The 14411-nt window shown below is 70.4% G+C and carries 15 protein-coding genes and 1 pseudogene; 9 read left to right on the top strand and 7 right to left on the bottom strand.

What is annotated here, in order from left to right; translation table 11 throughout:
- Nucleotides 1–12 precede the first annotated feature (12 nt).
- Both FZN60_RS21325 and FZN60_RS21330 read left to right on the top strand, forming a co-directional pair.
- Nucleotides 13–987 carry a PfkB family carbohydrate kinase gene (locus tag FZN60_RS21325; protein ID WP_158875534.1) on the top strand — a complete coding sequence of 325 codons (975 nt, stop codon included), beginning with the start codon at nucleotides 13–15 and terminating at the stop codon, nucleotides 985–987.
- On the top strand, nucleotides 984–1847 hold the full coding sequence (locus FZN60_RS21330; protein WP_158875535.1) for an inositol monophosphatase family protein: 864 nt from the start codon (nucleotides 984–986) through the stop codon (nucleotides 1845–1847). Before FZN60_RS21325 ends, FZN60_RS21330 begins: the two co-directional genes overlap by 4 nt.
- Nucleotides 1848–1865: 18 nt before the next feature.
- On the opposite strand, the gene FZN60_RS21335 is transcribed toward FZN60_RS21330, so the two are convergent.
- The 3 genes from FZN60_RS21335 to FZN60_RS21345 all read right to left on the bottom strand — a co-directional run bounded on the left by FZN60_RS21335 (nucleotide 1866) and on the right by FZN60_RS21345 (nucleotide 4886).
- A complete protein-coding gene (locus FZN60_RS21335) occupies nucleotides 1866–2843 on the bottom strand; it encodes a WD40 repeat domain-containing protein (protein ID WP_158875536.1) in 978 nt (325 codons plus the stop codon).
- Nucleotides 2843–3997: a CobW family GTP-binding protein gene (locus FZN60_RS21340; protein ID WP_158875537.1), complete on the bottom strand. Its 1155-nt coding sequence runs from the start codon at nucleotides 3995–3997 to the stop codon at nucleotides 2843–2845. Before FZN60_RS21340 ends, FZN60_RS21335 begins: the two co-directional genes overlap by 1 nt.
- Before the next feature lie 100 nt (nucleotides 3998–4097).
- On the bottom strand, nucleotides 4098–4886 hold the full coding sequence (locus tag FZN60_RS21345) for a creatininase family protein (protein ID WP_158875538.1): 789 nt from the start codon (nucleotides 4884–4886) through the stop codon (nucleotides 4098–4100).
- Nucleotides 4887–5008: 122 nt separating this feature from the next.
- On the opposite strand from FZN60_RS21345, the gene FZN60_RS21350 reads away from it, so the two are divergent.
- From FZN60_RS21350 to FZN60_RS21365, 4 genes are all read left to right on the top strand, one after another.
- Nucleotides 5009–5500 carry a MarR family winged helix-turn-helix transcriptional regulator gene (locus FZN60_RS21350; RefSeq protein ID WP_158875539.1) on the top strand — a complete coding sequence of 164 codons (492 nt, stop codon included), beginning with the start codon at nucleotides 5009–5011 and terminating at the stop codon, nucleotides 5498–5500.
- 82 nt (nucleotides 5501–5582) lie between these two features.
- Nucleotides 5583–6623, top strand: coding sequence for a LacI family DNA-binding transcriptional regulator (locus tag FZN60_RS21355; RefSeq protein ID WP_158875540.1), 1041 nt, complete (start codon nucleotides 5583–5585; stop codon nucleotides 6621–6623).
- The gene (locus tag FZN60_RS21360; protein ID WP_158875541.1) at nucleotides 6620–7600 is read left to right on the top strand and encodes a 2-hydroxyacid dehydrogenase; all 981 of its coding nucleotides are present in this window, start codon (nucleotides 6620–6622) and stop codon (nucleotides 7598–7600) included. The genes FZN60_RS21355 and FZN60_RS21360 overlap by 4 nt, the downstream gene beginning before the upstream one ends.
- 144 nt (nucleotides 7601–7744) lie before the next feature.
- Nucleotides 7745–8185 carry a hypothetical protein gene (locus FZN60_RS21365; protein ID WP_158875542.1) on the top strand — a complete coding sequence of 147 codons (441 nt, stop codon included), beginning with the start codon at nucleotides 7745–7747 and terminating at the stop codon, nucleotides 8183–8185.
- An 87-nt stretch (nucleotides 8186–8272) separates the two neighbouring features.
- On the opposite strand, the gene FZN60_RS21370 is transcribed toward FZN60_RS21365, so the two are convergent.
- Genes FZN60_RS21370 through FZN60_RS21385 form a run of 4 tightly spaced genes read right to left on the bottom strand, consistent with a single transcriptional unit; the run spans nucleotide 8273 to nucleotide 10548 of the window.
- Entirely contained in the window at nucleotides 8273–8944 is a 672-nt protein-coding gene (locus tag FZN60_RS21370; RefSeq protein WP_158875543.1) for a GNAT family N-acetyltransferase, read from the bottom strand.
- The gene (locus tag FZN60_RS21375; protein WP_199266616.1) at nucleotides 8941–9810 is read right to left on the bottom strand and encodes an alpha/beta hydrolase; all 870 of its coding nucleotides are present in this window, start codon (nucleotides 9808–9810) and stop codon (nucleotides 8941–8943) included. Before FZN60_RS21375 ends, FZN60_RS21370 begins: the two co-directional genes overlap by 4 nt.
- A 49-nt stretch (nucleotides 9811–9859) precedes the next feature.
- Nucleotides 9860–10273 carry a cell division protein ZapA gene (locus FZN60_RS21380; protein WP_246727043.1) on the bottom strand — a complete coding sequence of 138 codons (414 nt, stop codon included), beginning with the start codon at nucleotides 10271–10273 and terminating at the stop codon, nucleotides 9860–9862.
- Nucleotides 10270–10548, bottom strand: coding sequence for a DUF4164 domain-containing protein (locus FZN60_RS21385; protein WP_158875544.1), 279 nt, complete (start codon nucleotides 10546–10548; stop codon nucleotides 10270–10272). The genes FZN60_RS21380 and FZN60_RS21385 overlap by 4 nt, the downstream gene beginning before the upstream one ends.
- Nucleotides 10549–10886: 338 nt before the next feature.
- On the opposite strand from FZN60_RS21385, the gene gap reads away from it, so the two are divergent.
- The 3 genes and pseudogenes from gap to FZN60_RS21400 all read left to right on the top strand — a co-directional run.
- Entirely contained in the window at nucleotides 10887–11903 is a 1017-nt protein-coding gene (gene gap / locus FZN60_RS21390) for a type I glyceraldehyde-3-phosphate dehydrogenase (RefSeq protein WP_158875545.1), read from the top strand.
- Between the two features lie 9 nt (nucleotides 11904–11912).
- On the top strand, nucleotides 11913–12488 hold the full coding sequence (locus tag FZN60_RS21395) for a putative glycolipid-binding domain-containing protein (protein ID WP_158875546.1): 576 nt from the start codon (nucleotides 11913–11915) through the stop codon (nucleotides 12486–12488).
- Between the two features lie 107 nt (nucleotides 12489–12595).
- Nucleotides 12596–14392, top strand: a pseudogene (locus FZN60_RS21400) (potassium/proton antiporter); the annotation flags it as partial.
- Nucleotides 14393–14411: the final 19 nt, after the last annotated feature.

The raw sequence follows: 14411 nt of genomic DNA on the forward strand, positions 1-14411 counted from the left end.
TGCGAGGAGCCCATGTCCGACACGCGACGAACCATCAGCGAAGCCGCCGACATCCTGACACAGACGGCGGGAGAGGTCGCGGTCTTCGCCCCCTGGCCGCTCTTCACGATCACCATCGAGAGCATGGTGGACGGGCAGGACCACGTCTACTTCCATGCCGGCGGCCAAGGCGTCTGGGTCGCCCGCATGGTCGCTTCCTTCGGCCAGCGGGTGACCTTGGTCGGCCCCTTCGGCGGGGAAAGCCGCCACGTCATCGAGGCGCTGGTGCGCATGGAGGGGTTGAACCTGCGCCCCGTCCATGTTTCGGGCGCCAATGGCGGCTATATCGACGACCGGCGCGGAGGCCACCGCGAGCGCGTCGCCACCGCGGCCGCCCCGCGCCTCGACCGCCACGAGATCGACGACCTCTACAACGCAGCGCTGGCCGAGGGCATGCGCTGCGGGACGCTGGTGATGACCGGCATTCCGGAAGGCGAGGTCATGCCGGTCGACGTCTTCCGCCGCCTCGCGCTCGACCTCGCCAACAACGGCGTGTCCGTGGTCGCCGACATCTCGGGCTCCCTGCTGGAAGCGGTGGAGGGCGGCCTCGCCATACTCAAGGTCAGCCACGAGGAGCTGATCGAGGCGGGATACGCGGAGAACGACGAGCGCGAGTCGCTCCTCGCCGGCATGGAAAAGCTCAAGGCCAAGACGAAGGACATCGTCGTCTCGCTCGCCGACAAGGGGGTCCTCGCCCGCCTCGACGGGAAGCTCTATTTCGCCACCATGCCCAAGCTCGAAGCGCTCGATCACACCGGCGCGGGGGACTCCATGACCGCGGCGCTCGCCGCGACCCGCGCGGCCGGCATCACCGGCGCCGAGGCCCTGCGCCTGGCAGCGGCGGCCGGCGCCATGAACGTCACCCGGCACGGGCGCGGCACGGGCAAGCTGTGCGACATCAAGGAACTGGCCGCCGCCGTGCGGATCGAAGAGCTGGAGACCCCATGAGCCTGTCGAAGGATGATCTCGCCGACGTCGAGAGCCTGGCGGTGGAACTCGCCGCCGCCGCAGGCGCGACGATCACCGCCTCGCTCTCGCGGACCCTCGCGGTGAAGTACAAGGCGAGCGACGACACCGACCGACCCTGGCGCGACCCGGTCTCCGAGGTCGACGGCGCCGTCGAGGTGATGATCCGCGCCCGCCTCGCCGACCGCTTTCCCTCCCACGACATCCTCGGCGAGGAGATCGCGGAGCGGCCGGTCCTGAACGGCGACGTGATCTGGTCGATCGACCCCGTCGACGGCACCACCAACTTCATCAGCGGCTTCCCGCTGTTCTCCTGCTCGATCGGCATCCTGGACAAGGGTCGGCCCGTCGCCGGCGCGCTCTGGTGCTCGACGAGCCACGCCCTGCGCTCGGGCACCTATCACACGAGGCTTGGCCGGCCGGTCTCCTTCGACGGGACCGATCTCGATTCCGCGCCGAATCCCGCCGTGCGCAACCGCCTCGTCGGCGTGCCGAAGGGCGGCCACGCCCATGGCGGCGTCTTCGACACGCGCCAGACCGGCTCCTCGGCCATCGAGTGCGCCTTCGTCGCCGCGGGCCTGATGAGCGCCGCGCGCTTCGAGCGGCCGAACGTCTGGGACGTGGCGGGCGGCATCGCCCTCGTCCTCGCCGCCGGCGGCACCGTGCTCGTCGGCGACGGCGAGGGCCGCTTCCGGCTCTTCGAGGGCTTCATGTCGGGCCCCGGCGCCGCGCGCGACCCCGGCGAATGGCGTCGCCCGCTGATCATCGGCCACGAGGCGACGGTGCGCGAGATCGCCGAGCGCGAGGAAGCGCGCGCAGAGGAGCGGGGCGAAACGGTCTGACGACCCTGACGACGCGGCTCAGCCGGCGAGGTCGATGACGCCTGCCTCGCCGGTTTCCGCCCCGAAGGCGAGGCGCGCGCCCGCCTTGTCCCAGCCCATGGTCGTGACGGCACCGTCGCCGCCGCCGCGCATCACAGCCTCGCGGCCGTCGGCGAAGCGGGCTGCGAGGATCATGCCGTCGGCATAGCCGATCGCCAGCATGTCCTCGGCCGGATGACAGGCGACGCTCGTGACCATCGTGTCGCCGCGCGTGCCGAGCTCCAGCGGCGCCTTGTTCATCGGCCCGTCCTTGCCCGAGAAGGGCCAGAGGATCGCGGCCGGCGCGCCCGAGGTCGCCAGGAACTTGCCCTTCGCCGCCCAGGACCAGCTCTTCACCTTGGCGGGATAGCCGGTCATGCGCATGTGCTTGCCGTCCTCCAGTCGCCAGCCGTGCAGGGCGTTCTCCTGCATGGCGGTGACGAGGAAGCGCCCGTCCGGCGAGAAGGCGACGCCGATATGCGCGCCCTTCCATTCGAGCCCGGTCGGCGGCGAGTCGGTCGCGGGGAAGAACAGCGAGGCGCCGTCGTAGCGCGCGATGGCGAGGCGCAGCCCCTTCGGCGCGAGGGCGACGCCCTCGACGGTGCGGCTGTGCGTCAGCTCCTTCACCGTGCCGCCGCTCAGCACGTAGGCCGAGCGGCCCGAGGCGAAGGCGACCGCGTCCTTCGGCCCGGCGGCGACCGCCGTGACCCATTTGCGCCCGATCGAGGCGAGCTCCCTCGCCTCCCCGTCCGCGCCTGTCGCGCAGACGCGCCCGTCCTCGCCCCCGGTGATCAGCCGCCCGTTCGCCTCGTCGAACACGGCGGCGAGGAGGCCGCCCGAATGCGCCTCCACCGCCTTGTCGCCCACTGTTGTTGGCAGGCGGATCGTCCCGTCCGCGATCGCGAAGGCCGGCTGGTCCTTGATGAAGCCGGCGGCCATCGCGAACTCGTCGAACGCGTAAGGGGCGATCGTCGGCATCAGGCGTCGGCCCGCGGCCGGGCGGCGCAGGCGGCGAAGCCCGCTTCCAGCGCCTCGCGGTCGAGCTCGCGCCCGATGAAGACGAGGCGGCTCTCGCGCTTCTCGTCCGCCCGCCAGGGCCGCTGGTGGTCGCCCTCGATGATCATGTGGACGCCCTGGACGACGTAGCGGTCGTCGTCGTTCGGGAAAGCGATGATGCCCTTGAGGCGCAGGATGTTCGGGCCCTGCTCCTGCGTCAGCGCCTGGATCCAGGGAAAGAACTTGCCCTGGTCCAGCTCGTCCCCGCGAAGCGACACCGAGGTCACCGTCACGTCGTGGATCGGCGCCATCGCGGCGTGACCATGGTCATGATGATGATCGTGGCCGTGGTCGTGATGGTCATGCCCGTGGGCATGATGATCGTGGCCATGATGGTGGTGGTCGTGATGGTCGTGGTCGCAGTCCGGCCCGCAGACATGGTCGTCGTGGGCGTGTTCGGCCTCGGCGATGAAGTCCGGGTCGCTCTCGAGGACGCGCTTCAGGTCGAAGGCGCCGCGGTCGAGCACGCGGTCGAGATCGATGGCGGCGCGGGAGGTGCGGTGGATCACGGCGTGCGGGTTGATCGCGCGCACCGTCGCCTCGACGCGGGCGAGTTCCTCGGCCGTCACGAGGTCGGTCTTGTTGACGAGGACGACGTCGGCGAAGGCGATCTGGTCCTCGGCCTCCTTGGAGTCCTTCAGGCGCTGCGGCAGGTGCTTGGCGTCGACGAGGGCGACGACCGCGTCGAGCCGGGTCTTGGCGCGCACGTCCTCGTCCATGAAGAAGGTCTGCGCCACCGGCACGGGGTCGGCGAGGCCGGTGGTCTCGACGATGATCGCGTCGAAGCGGCCCTTGCGGCGCGTCAGCCCTTCCACGACGCGCACGAGGTCGCCGCGCACGGTGCAGCAGACGCAGCCGTTGTTCATCTCGTAGATTTCTTCGTCGGACTCGACGATGAGATCGTTGTCGATGCCGATCTCGCCGAACTCGTTGACGATCACGGCGTAGCGCTTGCCGTGGTCGCCCGACAGGATGCGGTTGAGGAGCGTCGTCTTGCCGGCCCCGAGATAGCCGGTGAGGACGGTGACGGGGATGGCATCGGCGGCTGGGGCGCCGGCCTGTGCTGTGTCGGACATCGCGGGGTGTCTCCTTGGCTCGGATGGGGCCGATATAAGCGGGCCGCGCGCGGAATGCACGGGACGGGTCCGGCGACAGTGCTTCGCCGGGGCTGAACGCTCAAGCGAGGCGGGCGAGGTCGAAGTCGAGAAGGTCGCGGCAGTAGTCGCGCGCGCCCTCTGCCTGATGCCGGGCGATCGCCGCGCCGATCTGCGCCGTCGCCAGCCGCGCGTCGCCGACAGTTCCGACCGGGTTGAGGTCGCGCGCCATCCAGGCGAAGCCCAGCCGTCCGTGCGCCGTCAGGCGGCGCGCCGAGCGCGCAAGTTCGTCGTGCAGCGATTCGCAGTGCGCGGCCGCGTCGAGGCGCACGAGGTCCGGGCGAAAATGCAGCATGAGCGCCGTTTCCACCGCCCCGCCATGGATGCCCGACGCAACTTCGGCGGGAGGAAGGAGCCCCTCCGGGACGCCGAAGCGTTGCCACGAGGCGGTGCCGACGAGCATCGAAAGATGCCGCCGCAGCTCCAGAGCCGCCGTTTCCATCGCCGGCGTGTTGCCGCCGTGGGCGCTGAGGATCGCCAGCCGCCGGAAGCCGGCGCGCGCCAGCCCCTCGCCGGTCTCGATCAGCATGCGGGTCATCGTTTCCCAGCCGAGGTCGAGCGTGCCGTCGCAATCGGAATGCTCGATCGAGCGCCCGAGCCGCAGCACGGGAAGCACCGTCACCGGCCAGTTCTCCGGCAGAAGCGGCAAGAGCGTATCCACCATGCCGTCGGCGATGATCGCGTCGGTGCCGAGCGGCAGGTGGGCGCCGTGCTGCTCGATCGCCGCGATCGGAAGGATCGCCAGCCCGTCGCCGCCGGCGGCCAGACGGCTCACCTCGGCGCTCGTCACCTCCTCGAAGCGTCGGTTCATCGCGATCCTTCTCCCGACTCGTCCCACCGGCCGCCCGGAGGCACAGATTGGGAATTCTTTCGGGTAGACAGCGAAGGACGGCTTGTCCATGCTCGCAACCAGAAGGCGGAGATGGAACGGCCATGGCGCGCGGGAAAAAGAAGAGGTCCGCGCTCACCGAGCTTGGCTTGGCGGCGCGGGCGAGCCGGACGACCCTGTCGGAGAAGCTCGCCGTACTGGACCTTTATCCCGGCCAGGACGCGGTTCTGCAGGTCCTGGCCGAATCGGACGGCATGACATTGCGCGAGCTGGCCGACCGCCTCGCCGTGCGCCCACCCACGATCACCAAGACGATCGCCCGGCTCACCGCCCAGGGACACCTGGAGAAGCGCCCCTCCGCCAGCGACGCCCGTCAGAGCCACGCCTTTCTCACCGAGCGGGGCCGCAGCGCGGTGGACGCCGTGCGCGAAGCCCAGAAGAGCGTGGAACGGCTGGCGCTCGCCGGGTTCACCCCCAAGGAGCGCAAGGCGCTGCGTCGCTTGCTCGTCCGCGTCCAGGTCAATCTCGGCGAAGCCGAGCCGGAACCGGACGAGGCGGCGGAGCCCGCCCCCGCTCTGGCCGAGATCGAGAGCTGAGCCGCGGCGGAGATTGCGGCTCGGCGCGATTTCGTCCTAGAAGGCGGAGAGGCACGAAGCGGACGGGGTCAAGACACGCAAGGTGGCGCAAAAGGTCAAACTGTCGACCATCGCTGATGCGCTCGGCCTGTCCACGGCGACCGTTTCGCTCGCGCTGCGCGACAGCCCGCTCGTGGCCGACGTCACGCGCGAGGCGATCAAGGAGAAGGCCCGCGCGCTCGGCTACATCTACAATCGCCGCGCAGCCTCCCTTCGCACCTCACGCTCCGGCATCGTCGGCGTCTGCGTCCACGACGTGATGAACCCCTTCTACGGCGAGATCCTGAAGGCGATCGAGGACGAGCTCGACCGCCGCCGCCAGACCTTCCTGCTCTGCAACCACTACGACGACCTCGCCAAGCAGCGCTCCTTCGTCGACACGCTGCTGCAGCTCGGGGCCGACGGGCTGATCCTGTCGCCGGCGCTCGGAACGTCCGTCGACGAGCTGTCCATGGCGGAGGAGAACGGGCTGCCGGTGACGCTGATCGCGCGCAGCCTCGAAGGCTCGGGCGTGTCCGCCTTTCGCGGCGACGACCGCTACGGCATGGGTCTCGTCGTCGACCACCTCGCCTCGCTCGGCCATCGCTCGATCGCCTATATCGGCGGCACCGACGCGACCTCGACGGGCCGGGACCGGGAGGCGGGCTGGGTGGAGGCCCTGGCCCGCGTCGGCATCCGGCCGCGGCCCGAATGGCGTATCGAGGGCCCGCGCGACCGGCATTCCGGCTTCGACGCCGTGCGGCGCTTCCTCGCCATTCCCGAGCGGCCGACCGCGATCGCCTGCTTCTCCGACCTCGTGGCGCTCGGCGTCATGTACGGCCTCGCCCGCTCCGGCATCCGGCCGGGCGCGGATGTCGCCGTATCGGGCTACGACGACATCGACGAGGCGGCCATCGCCATGCCGCCGCTCACCACCGTCGCCAACGGGCAGAGCGAGGTCGGCCGGCGCGCCGCGGACGCGCTGCTGGCGCGCCTCGCCGGGCAACCGTCCGACGGGCGGGTGGTGCTCATTCGCCCCGAACTGAAGATCCGATCATCCAGTACCGGCGCCGCATCCGCCGCCGGAGGAAGGCCTTCCCCATGACCGCCCTGTCCGACGTCACAATCCTCGTCCCCGGCCGGCTCAACCCCGACACCCTGGCCGAGCTGAAGACCCTGGCGCGCGTCGTCGAGCGGCCGAACGGCGACATTTCCGACCTGTCGGAGGCGGAGCGCGCGTCCGTGCGCGGCGCCGCCGTCATGGGCGTCGTGTCGGCGGCGCTGATGGACGCGCTGCCGAACCTCGAGGTCGTCGCGCATTTCGGCGTCGGCTACGACGGCGTCGACGTGAAGCACGCCGTGTCGCGCGGCATCCCGGTGACCAACACGCCGGACGTCCTCACCGACGAGGTGGCCGACACGACGCTCGGGCTCCTTCTGATGACGGCGCGGCGCCTGTCGGCCGCCGAGCGCTATCTTCGGGCCGGCCGCTGGGCCAAGGACGGGCACTTTCCCCTGACCGAGACGACGCTGCGCGGACGCAGCGTCGGCATCATGGGTCTCGGGCGGATCGGCCTCGCCATCGCCGCCCGGCTCGAGCCGTTCGGCGTGTCGATCGCCTACTTCAACCGCAGCGAACGCAGCGACGTGTCCTATCCCTACTTCGCGACGCTGGGCGAACTCGCCGACGCCGTGGACACCCTCATCATCGCCGCGCCCGGCGGCGCGGGCACGGAAAAGGCCGTGAACGCCGACGTTCTGAAGCGCCTCGGCTCCGACGGCATCTTCATCAACATCGGCCGCGGCTCGATCGTCGACGAGGACGCTCTCGTGGCCGCCCTTCAGGACGGCACGATCAAGGCCGCCGGCCTCGACGTCTTCGCCGACGAGCCGCGCGTGCGCGAGGATCTCATCGCCCTCGACAACGCCGTTCTCCTGCCGCACGTGGCCTCCGCCTCGCGGCACACGCGCGCCCAGATGGGTAGCCTCGTCATCGAAAATCTGCGTCGCTGGTTCGCCGGCGAAACGCTGGCGACGCCGGTGCCGGAGGCGCAGAAGGCCGGACTCGTCAAGCGTCCGTGATCAACCTGCTGCCTTTGCGTTAAGCTTTAGGCAATCTTTCGTTCATATCCAGGAAGGGATAACGCCCGGGTCGGCAGACCTCCCCCGTTCAGGCGCGAGGAAGCCGGTCCCGGTTTCGAGCCCTGCTACAGCCTGGAGCCGAGCATGAAGTTCGCTACCATCGTCCTGTGTGCCGGCCTGGTCGGAACCCTCGTCGTCTCGAACCTCCAGGGCGCGACCATCGTGCCCGGCGAGGGTCTCGCCGCCACCCTGATCCTCGATGAGACCACCACCGGCAGCATCAAGCCGCGCCTCGACCCGTCGCTTCAGGCGGCGCGCCTGATCGACCTGCAGACCGGCTCGACATGCCGCCTGCCGAATCTCGACGCCGGTGAGCACTTCGAGCCCACCACCGTCGGTGCCGCCTGCGCCGACGATCCCGCGCTGAACCGCGTCTCGCAGTGGCGCGCCAGCGGCGACGGCACCCTGGAGATGGCCGACGCCGACGGCGCCACCGTCTACCGCTTCGCTCCGGGGGACGGCGTCCTCTACGAGAGCGTTTATCCCGAGAACGCCCTCGTCACGATCGTTCCGGTGAAGGGCTGAAGCTTAAGACCGATCGCGCAAGATCTGGTCTCCCCTCGCGGGGGAGATCAGCCGGCGGACGGCACGGCGACGCCGCTTCGCTATCCCTCAGATCGCGCGCAACGCCTTGATCTGCCGCCCCTCGCCGTCGAAATTCGACGGGTCGAGCCAGCGCTCGAAGCGGGCGCGCAGCGCCGGCCACTCGCCATCGATCACCGAGAACCAGGCCGTGTCGCGGTTCTCGCCCTTCACGACGAGGTGCTGGCGGAAGATGCCCTCGAAGGTGAAGCCGAGCCGCTCGGCGGCCCGGCGCGAGGCGGCGTTGGCGGCGTTGCACTTCCATTCCAGGCGCCGATAGCCGAGCTGGCCGAGCAGCCGGTCCATCAGCAGGAACAGCCCCTCCGTCGCCTCGACCGTGCCCTGGAGGCGCGGCGAGAAGCAGACGTGGCCGATTTCACCGACGCCGTTCGCCTCGTCGATCCGCATCAGCGCGGCGACGCCTTCCGCGCGCGACGAGCGCTCCGGCACGAAGGCGTGGAAGAACAGCCCGTCGGTTGCATGGAGCCGCGCCGCCGCCTGCCGGAACGCCGCCTCGTCGGGAAACGGGCCGTAGGGCAGGTAGCGCCAGATCGCGCCCTCGGGATCGGCCGAGAAGGCTTGCCAGAGCGCGCCGAGCGGCGCCTCGTCCTCGATCGGCACGAGCCGCACCGTGCGGCCGTGGAGGATCTGCCGGCCGGGGCCGGGACGCGGCGTCCAGTCGCTCAAGCGTCGGCCGGTCACGCGCGCGCTCTCACGAATCGGACCACGCTCTCGCGCACACGCCCGTCGCCGAGCCGCAGGGCGGTAGCGAGCGAGGACACCGCGCCGACATGGTCGAGGCCGGGGACCAGCAGCACCTCGGCGCTGCCGCCGGCGCTGCGCACCTTGGCGGCCAGCGAGCGGGTGTTCTGCGGGTCCACCGTCGTGTCGGCGAGACCGTGGACGAGAAGCATCGGCGGCATGCGCCCGCCGGCGAAGTTGATCGGCTGGCTGTCGGCCCGGACGCTTTCCGGGAAGATCCGCTTGTAGCGCTCCTCCTTCAGCGGCAGGAAATCGTAGGGTCCCGCGAGACCGACGAAGCCGGCGACGTCGCGCGCCCCGAGCCCGGCGCGGGCGAGATAGCGATCGTCGAGGGCCAGCAGCGCGGCGATCTCGGCGCCGGCCGAGTGGCCGACGAGAATCAGCGGCCGCCGTCCCGCGGATACGCCCTCCCCACCGCTCCGCGACAAGCGGACGACCGCCGCGGTCGCCGCGGCCGCGTCCTCGACGAAGCCGGGAAACACGGTTTCGGGATAAACCCGGTAGTCGGGAATGGCGACGAGGAAGCCGGCGCTCGCGAGCGACTGACCGACGAAATAGTAGATGTCCTTGGAGCCCGAATCCCAGCTTCCGCCATAGACGAAGACGACGAGCGGCGCGTCCGCGCTCAAGCCGTCGGGCACGTAGAGGTCAAAGGTGCCGCGCGCGCCCGGCGCGTAGCGCAGGCCCTTGAGGCGCCGGAAGCCGCGGCCGCTGGTGACGGCGTTCAGCGCGTCGGCGGCGCAGCCCGCCAGGAGGGCGGCGCCGGACAGGGCGCCGAGAAGCGACAGGAAGCGGCGGCGGACCACGGCGGACGGCACCTTTCGAGGGAGGGCAGGGCTTCGGATCGACGGCGGCTCAGCCGGCCGGCTCGCCGCCGGGCTGGGCGCTGGCGGACGCGTTGCCGCGCGGGCGAAGGCGCCGCTCCATCTCCTCGACGGCCTCGGCGACGCGGGTGAGCTCCACCGCCATCGCGGCGCGCTCGCGGGTCAGCGCCTCGTCGAAGGAGGCCTTGCGCTGATCGGCCGAGCGGGCGTCGGAAGAGAGCGCGGACAAGCGCTTGTTGGCTTCCTGGAGCTCGTCGGCGATCATCATGGCCGTCATGACGGTCAGGCGCAGGTCGCCGATCTCGCCGAAGCTCGACCGCAGCTCCCCCACGCGCCGGTCGATCTCGGCCGCGAGGTTGAGGAGGTGGTCCTCCTCGCCCTCGCCGCAGGCCATGCGATAGGTCTTGGAATCGATGGTGACGACGACCTGTGGCACGTGTCTCACCCCGCCCCTTGCAGGACGCCGCGCACGGCTTCCATGGCGTTGACGAGCCGGGCCGAAACCTCCCGGTTCGCGCCCTCCAGCCGCTCGCAGCGGGCGAGCGCCGCGTCGAGTTCGCCGGCCAGCCGCGCGCGGTCCGCGGACATGCGCTGCATCTCCTCCTCGCCGCCGCGCAGGCGCCCTTCCGGCCCGGTCTGGATCTCCACGACCGCGGTCAGGCGCGACAGCGCATCGGACAGGCGGCGTCGCGCCGCCTCGAAAGGATCGTCCTCGGACATGCTTCGCGCCCCCGCATCGAACCCTCGCCCCGCGCCGCCGCACGCATCGCGGGCTTGTCGCCCCGATGCAGGCCGTGAGCCGCACGGAACGTCAACCAGCCTTTAACGCGGCGCGAGCGGAAGGAAAAGCCGCGCGGTGAAAGCGCTGCACGAAGCTTCGTGTGCAACCCATTGTCCGGGTTGCTCCCCCTCGAAATCGCACCGCCAGCGCCTAAGAATCAGCTTTGGCCGGCGCATTGATCGCCGTCCCCTTTCCGGCTAAGCGCCAAGCATCGTCAGTTTCACGGGAACGCGGGACGGCGTCCGGCCGGCGCGCAAAACTTCAAGAGGATCCTTCGATGACAGTTCGCGTCGCCATCAACGGCTTCGGCCGCATCGGCCGCAACGTCCTGCGCGCCATCGTCGAGTCGGGACGCACCGACATCGAAGTGGTCGGCATTAACGATCTCGGCCCGGTCGAGACCAACGCCCACCTCATCCGCTTCGATTCGGTCCACGGCCGCTTCCCCGGCGAGGTCAAGGTCGACGGCGACACGATCGACGTCGGCCGCGGCAAGATCCGCGTCAGCGCCGAGCGCGATCCGAAGAACCTGCCCTGGAAGGAGCTGGGCGTCGACGTCGCGCTCGAATGCACCGGCATCTTCACCGACCCGGCCAAGGCCTCGGCGCACCTGGAAGCCGGCGCGCGCAAGGTCCTCGTGTCCGGCCCGCTGACCAATGAGACGCAGGGCGAGAAGACCATCGTCTACGGCGTGAACCACCATACGCTGAACGGCAACGACCGGATCATCTCCAACGCGTCCTGCACCACCAACTGCCTGGCGCCCGTCGCCAAGGTGCTGGACGAGACGGTCGGCATCGAAACCGGCTTCATGACGACGATCCACTCCTACACGGGCGATCAGCCGACGCTCGACACGCTGCACAAGGACCTCTACCGCGCCCGCGCGGCGGCCCTCTCGATGATCCCGACCTCGACCGGCGCGGCCAAGGCCATCGGCCTCGTCCTGCCGCAGCTCAAGGGCAAGCTCGACGGCTCCTCGATCCGCGTGCCGACCCCGAACGTCTCGGTTGTGGACTTCAAGTTCACCGCCAAGCGCGAAACCTCGGTGCAGGAAATCCAGGACGCCATCCGCGCCGCCGCCGACGGCCCGCTGAAGGGCATCCTCGGCTATACGCTCGCCCCGAACGTTTCGTCGGATTTCAACCACGACCCGCATTCGTCGGTCTTCGCCATGGACCAGACCAAGGTCCTCGGCGGCACCTTCGTGCGCATCCTGTCCTGGTACGACAACGAGTGGGGCTTCTCGAACCGCATGTCGGACACCGCGATCGTGCTCGCCAACGCCGGCTGACGCGAAACGGTGCCGCTCTTCCGGCCCCTCGCCTCCCGCACCGCCCGCTGGCGGCCGGCCGAGGGTGAAGGGCTGGAGCATCTCGACCTTCGCCCTGCACAGGGCGGAGGTCTTCTCGCCAGCGCCGTCGTGATCGGCGGAACCGGTGCCGACGCCTTCGGCCTGCGCTACCGCATCCGCCTCGGGGACGACTGGCGCGTCCGGGATCTCGCGGTCGAGCGGACCGACGGCCCGAGCCTCGGCCTCGTTTCGCCCGAACCGGGCCTATGGCGAACCGCCGACGGCGCGCCCCGACCCGAGCTCGACGGCTGCATCGACGTCGACATCCAGGCGACGCCCTTCACCAACACCCTGCCGATCCGCCGCCTCGGCCTAACCCGAGCCATGGGCATCGCCGAGCTGCGCATGGTCTACGTCCCCCTGGACACGCTCGTCCCGTTCCCGGACGGCCAGCGCTACGCGGCGCTCGAGGACGGCCGGCGCTACCGCTACGAGGCCGCCGACGACGGCTTCGCGGCCGAACTCGTGCTCGACGAGGACGGCCTTGTCCTCGACTACCCCGGCTTGTTCCGCCGGGTTTTCTGACGAACCGACGCATTTTCCCGCTCGCCCCGCCCCCGGGACCGGCTATAGACCCATCGCGGCCGGAGAGCGCCGCGCCCTCCCGTGGAACGCGAGCCGACCCGCAGCCCATGCACGAGACGCTCTACCTCGCCACGCTGATCGGGACGGTGCTCGTCCTCGTGGCCGGCTTCTCGAGCCTTCTCGCCTACCGCTTCGGCGCGCCCCTCCTCCTCCTGTTCCTGTGCATCGGCCTCGCGGCCGGCGAGGACGGGCTCGGCATCCGCTTCGACAACGGCTCGCTCGCCTACATCATCGGCTCCATCGCACTCGCCGTCATCCTGTTCGATTCCGGCTTCGTCACGCCGCTCCATTCCTTCCGCCAAGCCGCGGCGCCCGCGGTCACGCTCGCGACCGTCGGCGTTCTCGTGACCGCCGGCGTGTTCGGCGCCTTCGCCGCCTGGCTCCTCGACATCACCTGGCTGGAAGGCTCGCTTCTGGGCGCCATCGTCGGCTCGACGGACGCGGCGGCGGTGTTCTTTCTCCTGCGCATCGGCGGCATCAACATCCGCGACAAGGTGCGATCGACGCTGGAGATCGAGTCCGGCTCCAACGACCCCATGGCGATCTTCCTGACGATCGCCCTCGTCGAGCTCCTCGCCGCGGGCCAGTCCTGGGGCGAGATCGGGCTCGGGATCCTCGTCGGCTTCGTGCAGCAGATGGGGATCGGCGTGGCCGCGGGCCTCGCCGGCGGCTGGATGATCGCGCAGGTGATGAACCGCCTGTCGCTCGACCGCGGCCTCGTGCCGATCCTGGCGATCGCGCTCGCCATGCTGGTCTTCGCCGTCACCGGCGTCGTCCACGGCTCCGGGTTCCTGGCCGTCTACGTCGCGGGCCTCGTCGCCGGCAACAGCCGCATCCGCGGCGCGGCGACGATCAAGACATTCCTCGAGGGCGTGACCTGGCTGTTCCAGATCATCATGTTCCTGGTGCTGGGGCTGCTCGCCGTCCCCTCGCAGTTCCCGACGATCCTCCTCGCCGCCCTCGCCATGGCGGCCTTCCTGATCCTCGTCGCGCGCCCGCTCGCCGTCTGGCTCTGCCTCCTGCCCTTCGGCTTCGCCCCGCGCGAAACGGCCTTCGTGTCCTGGGTCGGCCTGCGCGGCGCGGTGTCGATTCTTCTCGCCATCCTGCCGGTCCTGGGCGGTCTGCCGGTCGGCGGCGTCTTCTTCAACTCCGCCTTCATCATCGTTCTCGCCTCGCTCCTCTTCCAGGGCTGGACGCTCGGCTGGGTGGCGCGCCGGCTCGGCCTGATCCTGCCGCGCCAGATCGGCCCCCTGGAAAAATTCGAGCTGGAGCTGCCGGGCTCGGCCAACCACGAGCTCCTGTCCTATCGCGTCGTCGAGAACAGCCCCGTCGCCAAGGGGCAGCGCGTGCCGCGCTGGGCCCGCCCCTCGCTGGTGATCCGCAACGGGCAGTCGATGCGTTACCAGTATGCCGGCCGCCTCCAGGCCGGCGACTACGTCTACCTCTTCATCTCGCCGCGCTATCCGCGCCTCCTCGACCGGCTCTTCGCCAGCCCCGCCCCGGTGACGGCCGACGACGAGGAGTTCTTCGGCGCCTTCGCGGTCGAGCCGAACCGTTCCGCAGAGCTGCTCGAAGACGCCTACGGCTGCGCGCTGACCGACGACGAGCGGCAGATGACCGTGGCCGAGCTCATGGTCGCGCGGCTCGGCGGGCGCGCGGAGTTCGGCGACCGCGTGGCGCTCGCGCCGATCGAGCTGATCGTGCGCGACACCCACCTCGACGGCTCCATCGCCTCCGTCGGCCTCCTCCTGGAGCCGGAGGAGACCCGCCCGCGCCTGCCCTTCCATCTCAGCCGCGCCGCGCTTCGCGCCGGCCTGCGCCGCCTCCTGCCCCGCCGCCGGGCGGCGCTTCCCGCCGCTATCC

The sequence above is a fragment of the Antarcticirhabdus aurantiaca genome, from assembly GCF_009765365.1.
In the GTDB taxonomy this organism is placed as follows: domain Bacteria; phylum Pseudomonadota; class Alphaproteobacteria; order Rhizobiales; family Rhizobiaceae; genus Antarcticirhabdus; species Antarcticirhabdus aurantiaca.

What these genes read in the sequence shown, in the direction of transcription:
- FZN60_RS21340 (WP_158875537.1), bottom strand. Translation starts at nt 3,997, where the DNA reads ATGTCCGACACAGCACAGGCCGGCGCCCCAGCCGCCGATGCCATCCCC.
- FZN60_RS21350 (WP_158875539.1), top strand. Translation starts at nt 5,009, where the DNA reads ATGGCGCGCGGGAAAAAGAAGAGGTCCGCGCTCACCGAGCTTGGCTTG.
- gap (WP_158875545.1), top strand. Translation starts at nt 10,887, where the DNA reads ATGACAGTTCGCGTCGCCATCAACGGCTTCGGCCGCATCGGCCGCAAC.
- FZN60_RS21335 (WP_158875536.1), bottom strand. Translation starts at nt 2,843, where the DNA reads ATGCCGACGATCGCCCCTTACGCGTTCGACGAGTTCGCGATGGCCGCC.
- FZN60_RS21360 (WP_158875541.1), top strand. Translation starts at nt 6,620, where the DNA reads ATGACCGCCCTGTCCGACGTCACAATCCTCGTCCCCGGCCGGCTCAAC.
- FZN60_RS21325 (WP_158875534.1), top strand. Translation starts at nt 13, where the DNA reads ATGTCCGACACGCGACGAACCATCAGCGAAGCCGCCGACATCCTGACA.
- FZN60_RS21385 (WP_158875544.1), bottom strand. Translation starts at nt 10,548, where the DNA reads ATGTCCGAGGACGATCCTTTCGAGGCGGCGCGACGCCGCCTGTCCGAT.
- FZN60_RS21345 (WP_158875538.1), bottom strand. Translation starts at nt 4,886, where the DNA reads ATGAACCGACGCTTCGAGGAGGTGACGAGCGCCGAGGTGAGCCGTCTG.
- FZN60_RS21330 (WP_158875535.1), top strand. Translation starts at nt 984, where the DNA reads ATGAGCCTGTCGAAGGATGATCTCGCCGACGTCGAGAGCCTGGCGGTG.
- FZN60_RS21365 (WP_158875542.1), top strand. Translation starts at nt 7,745, where the DNA reads ATGAAGTTCGCTACCATCGTCCTGTGTGCCGGCCTGGTCGGAACCCTC.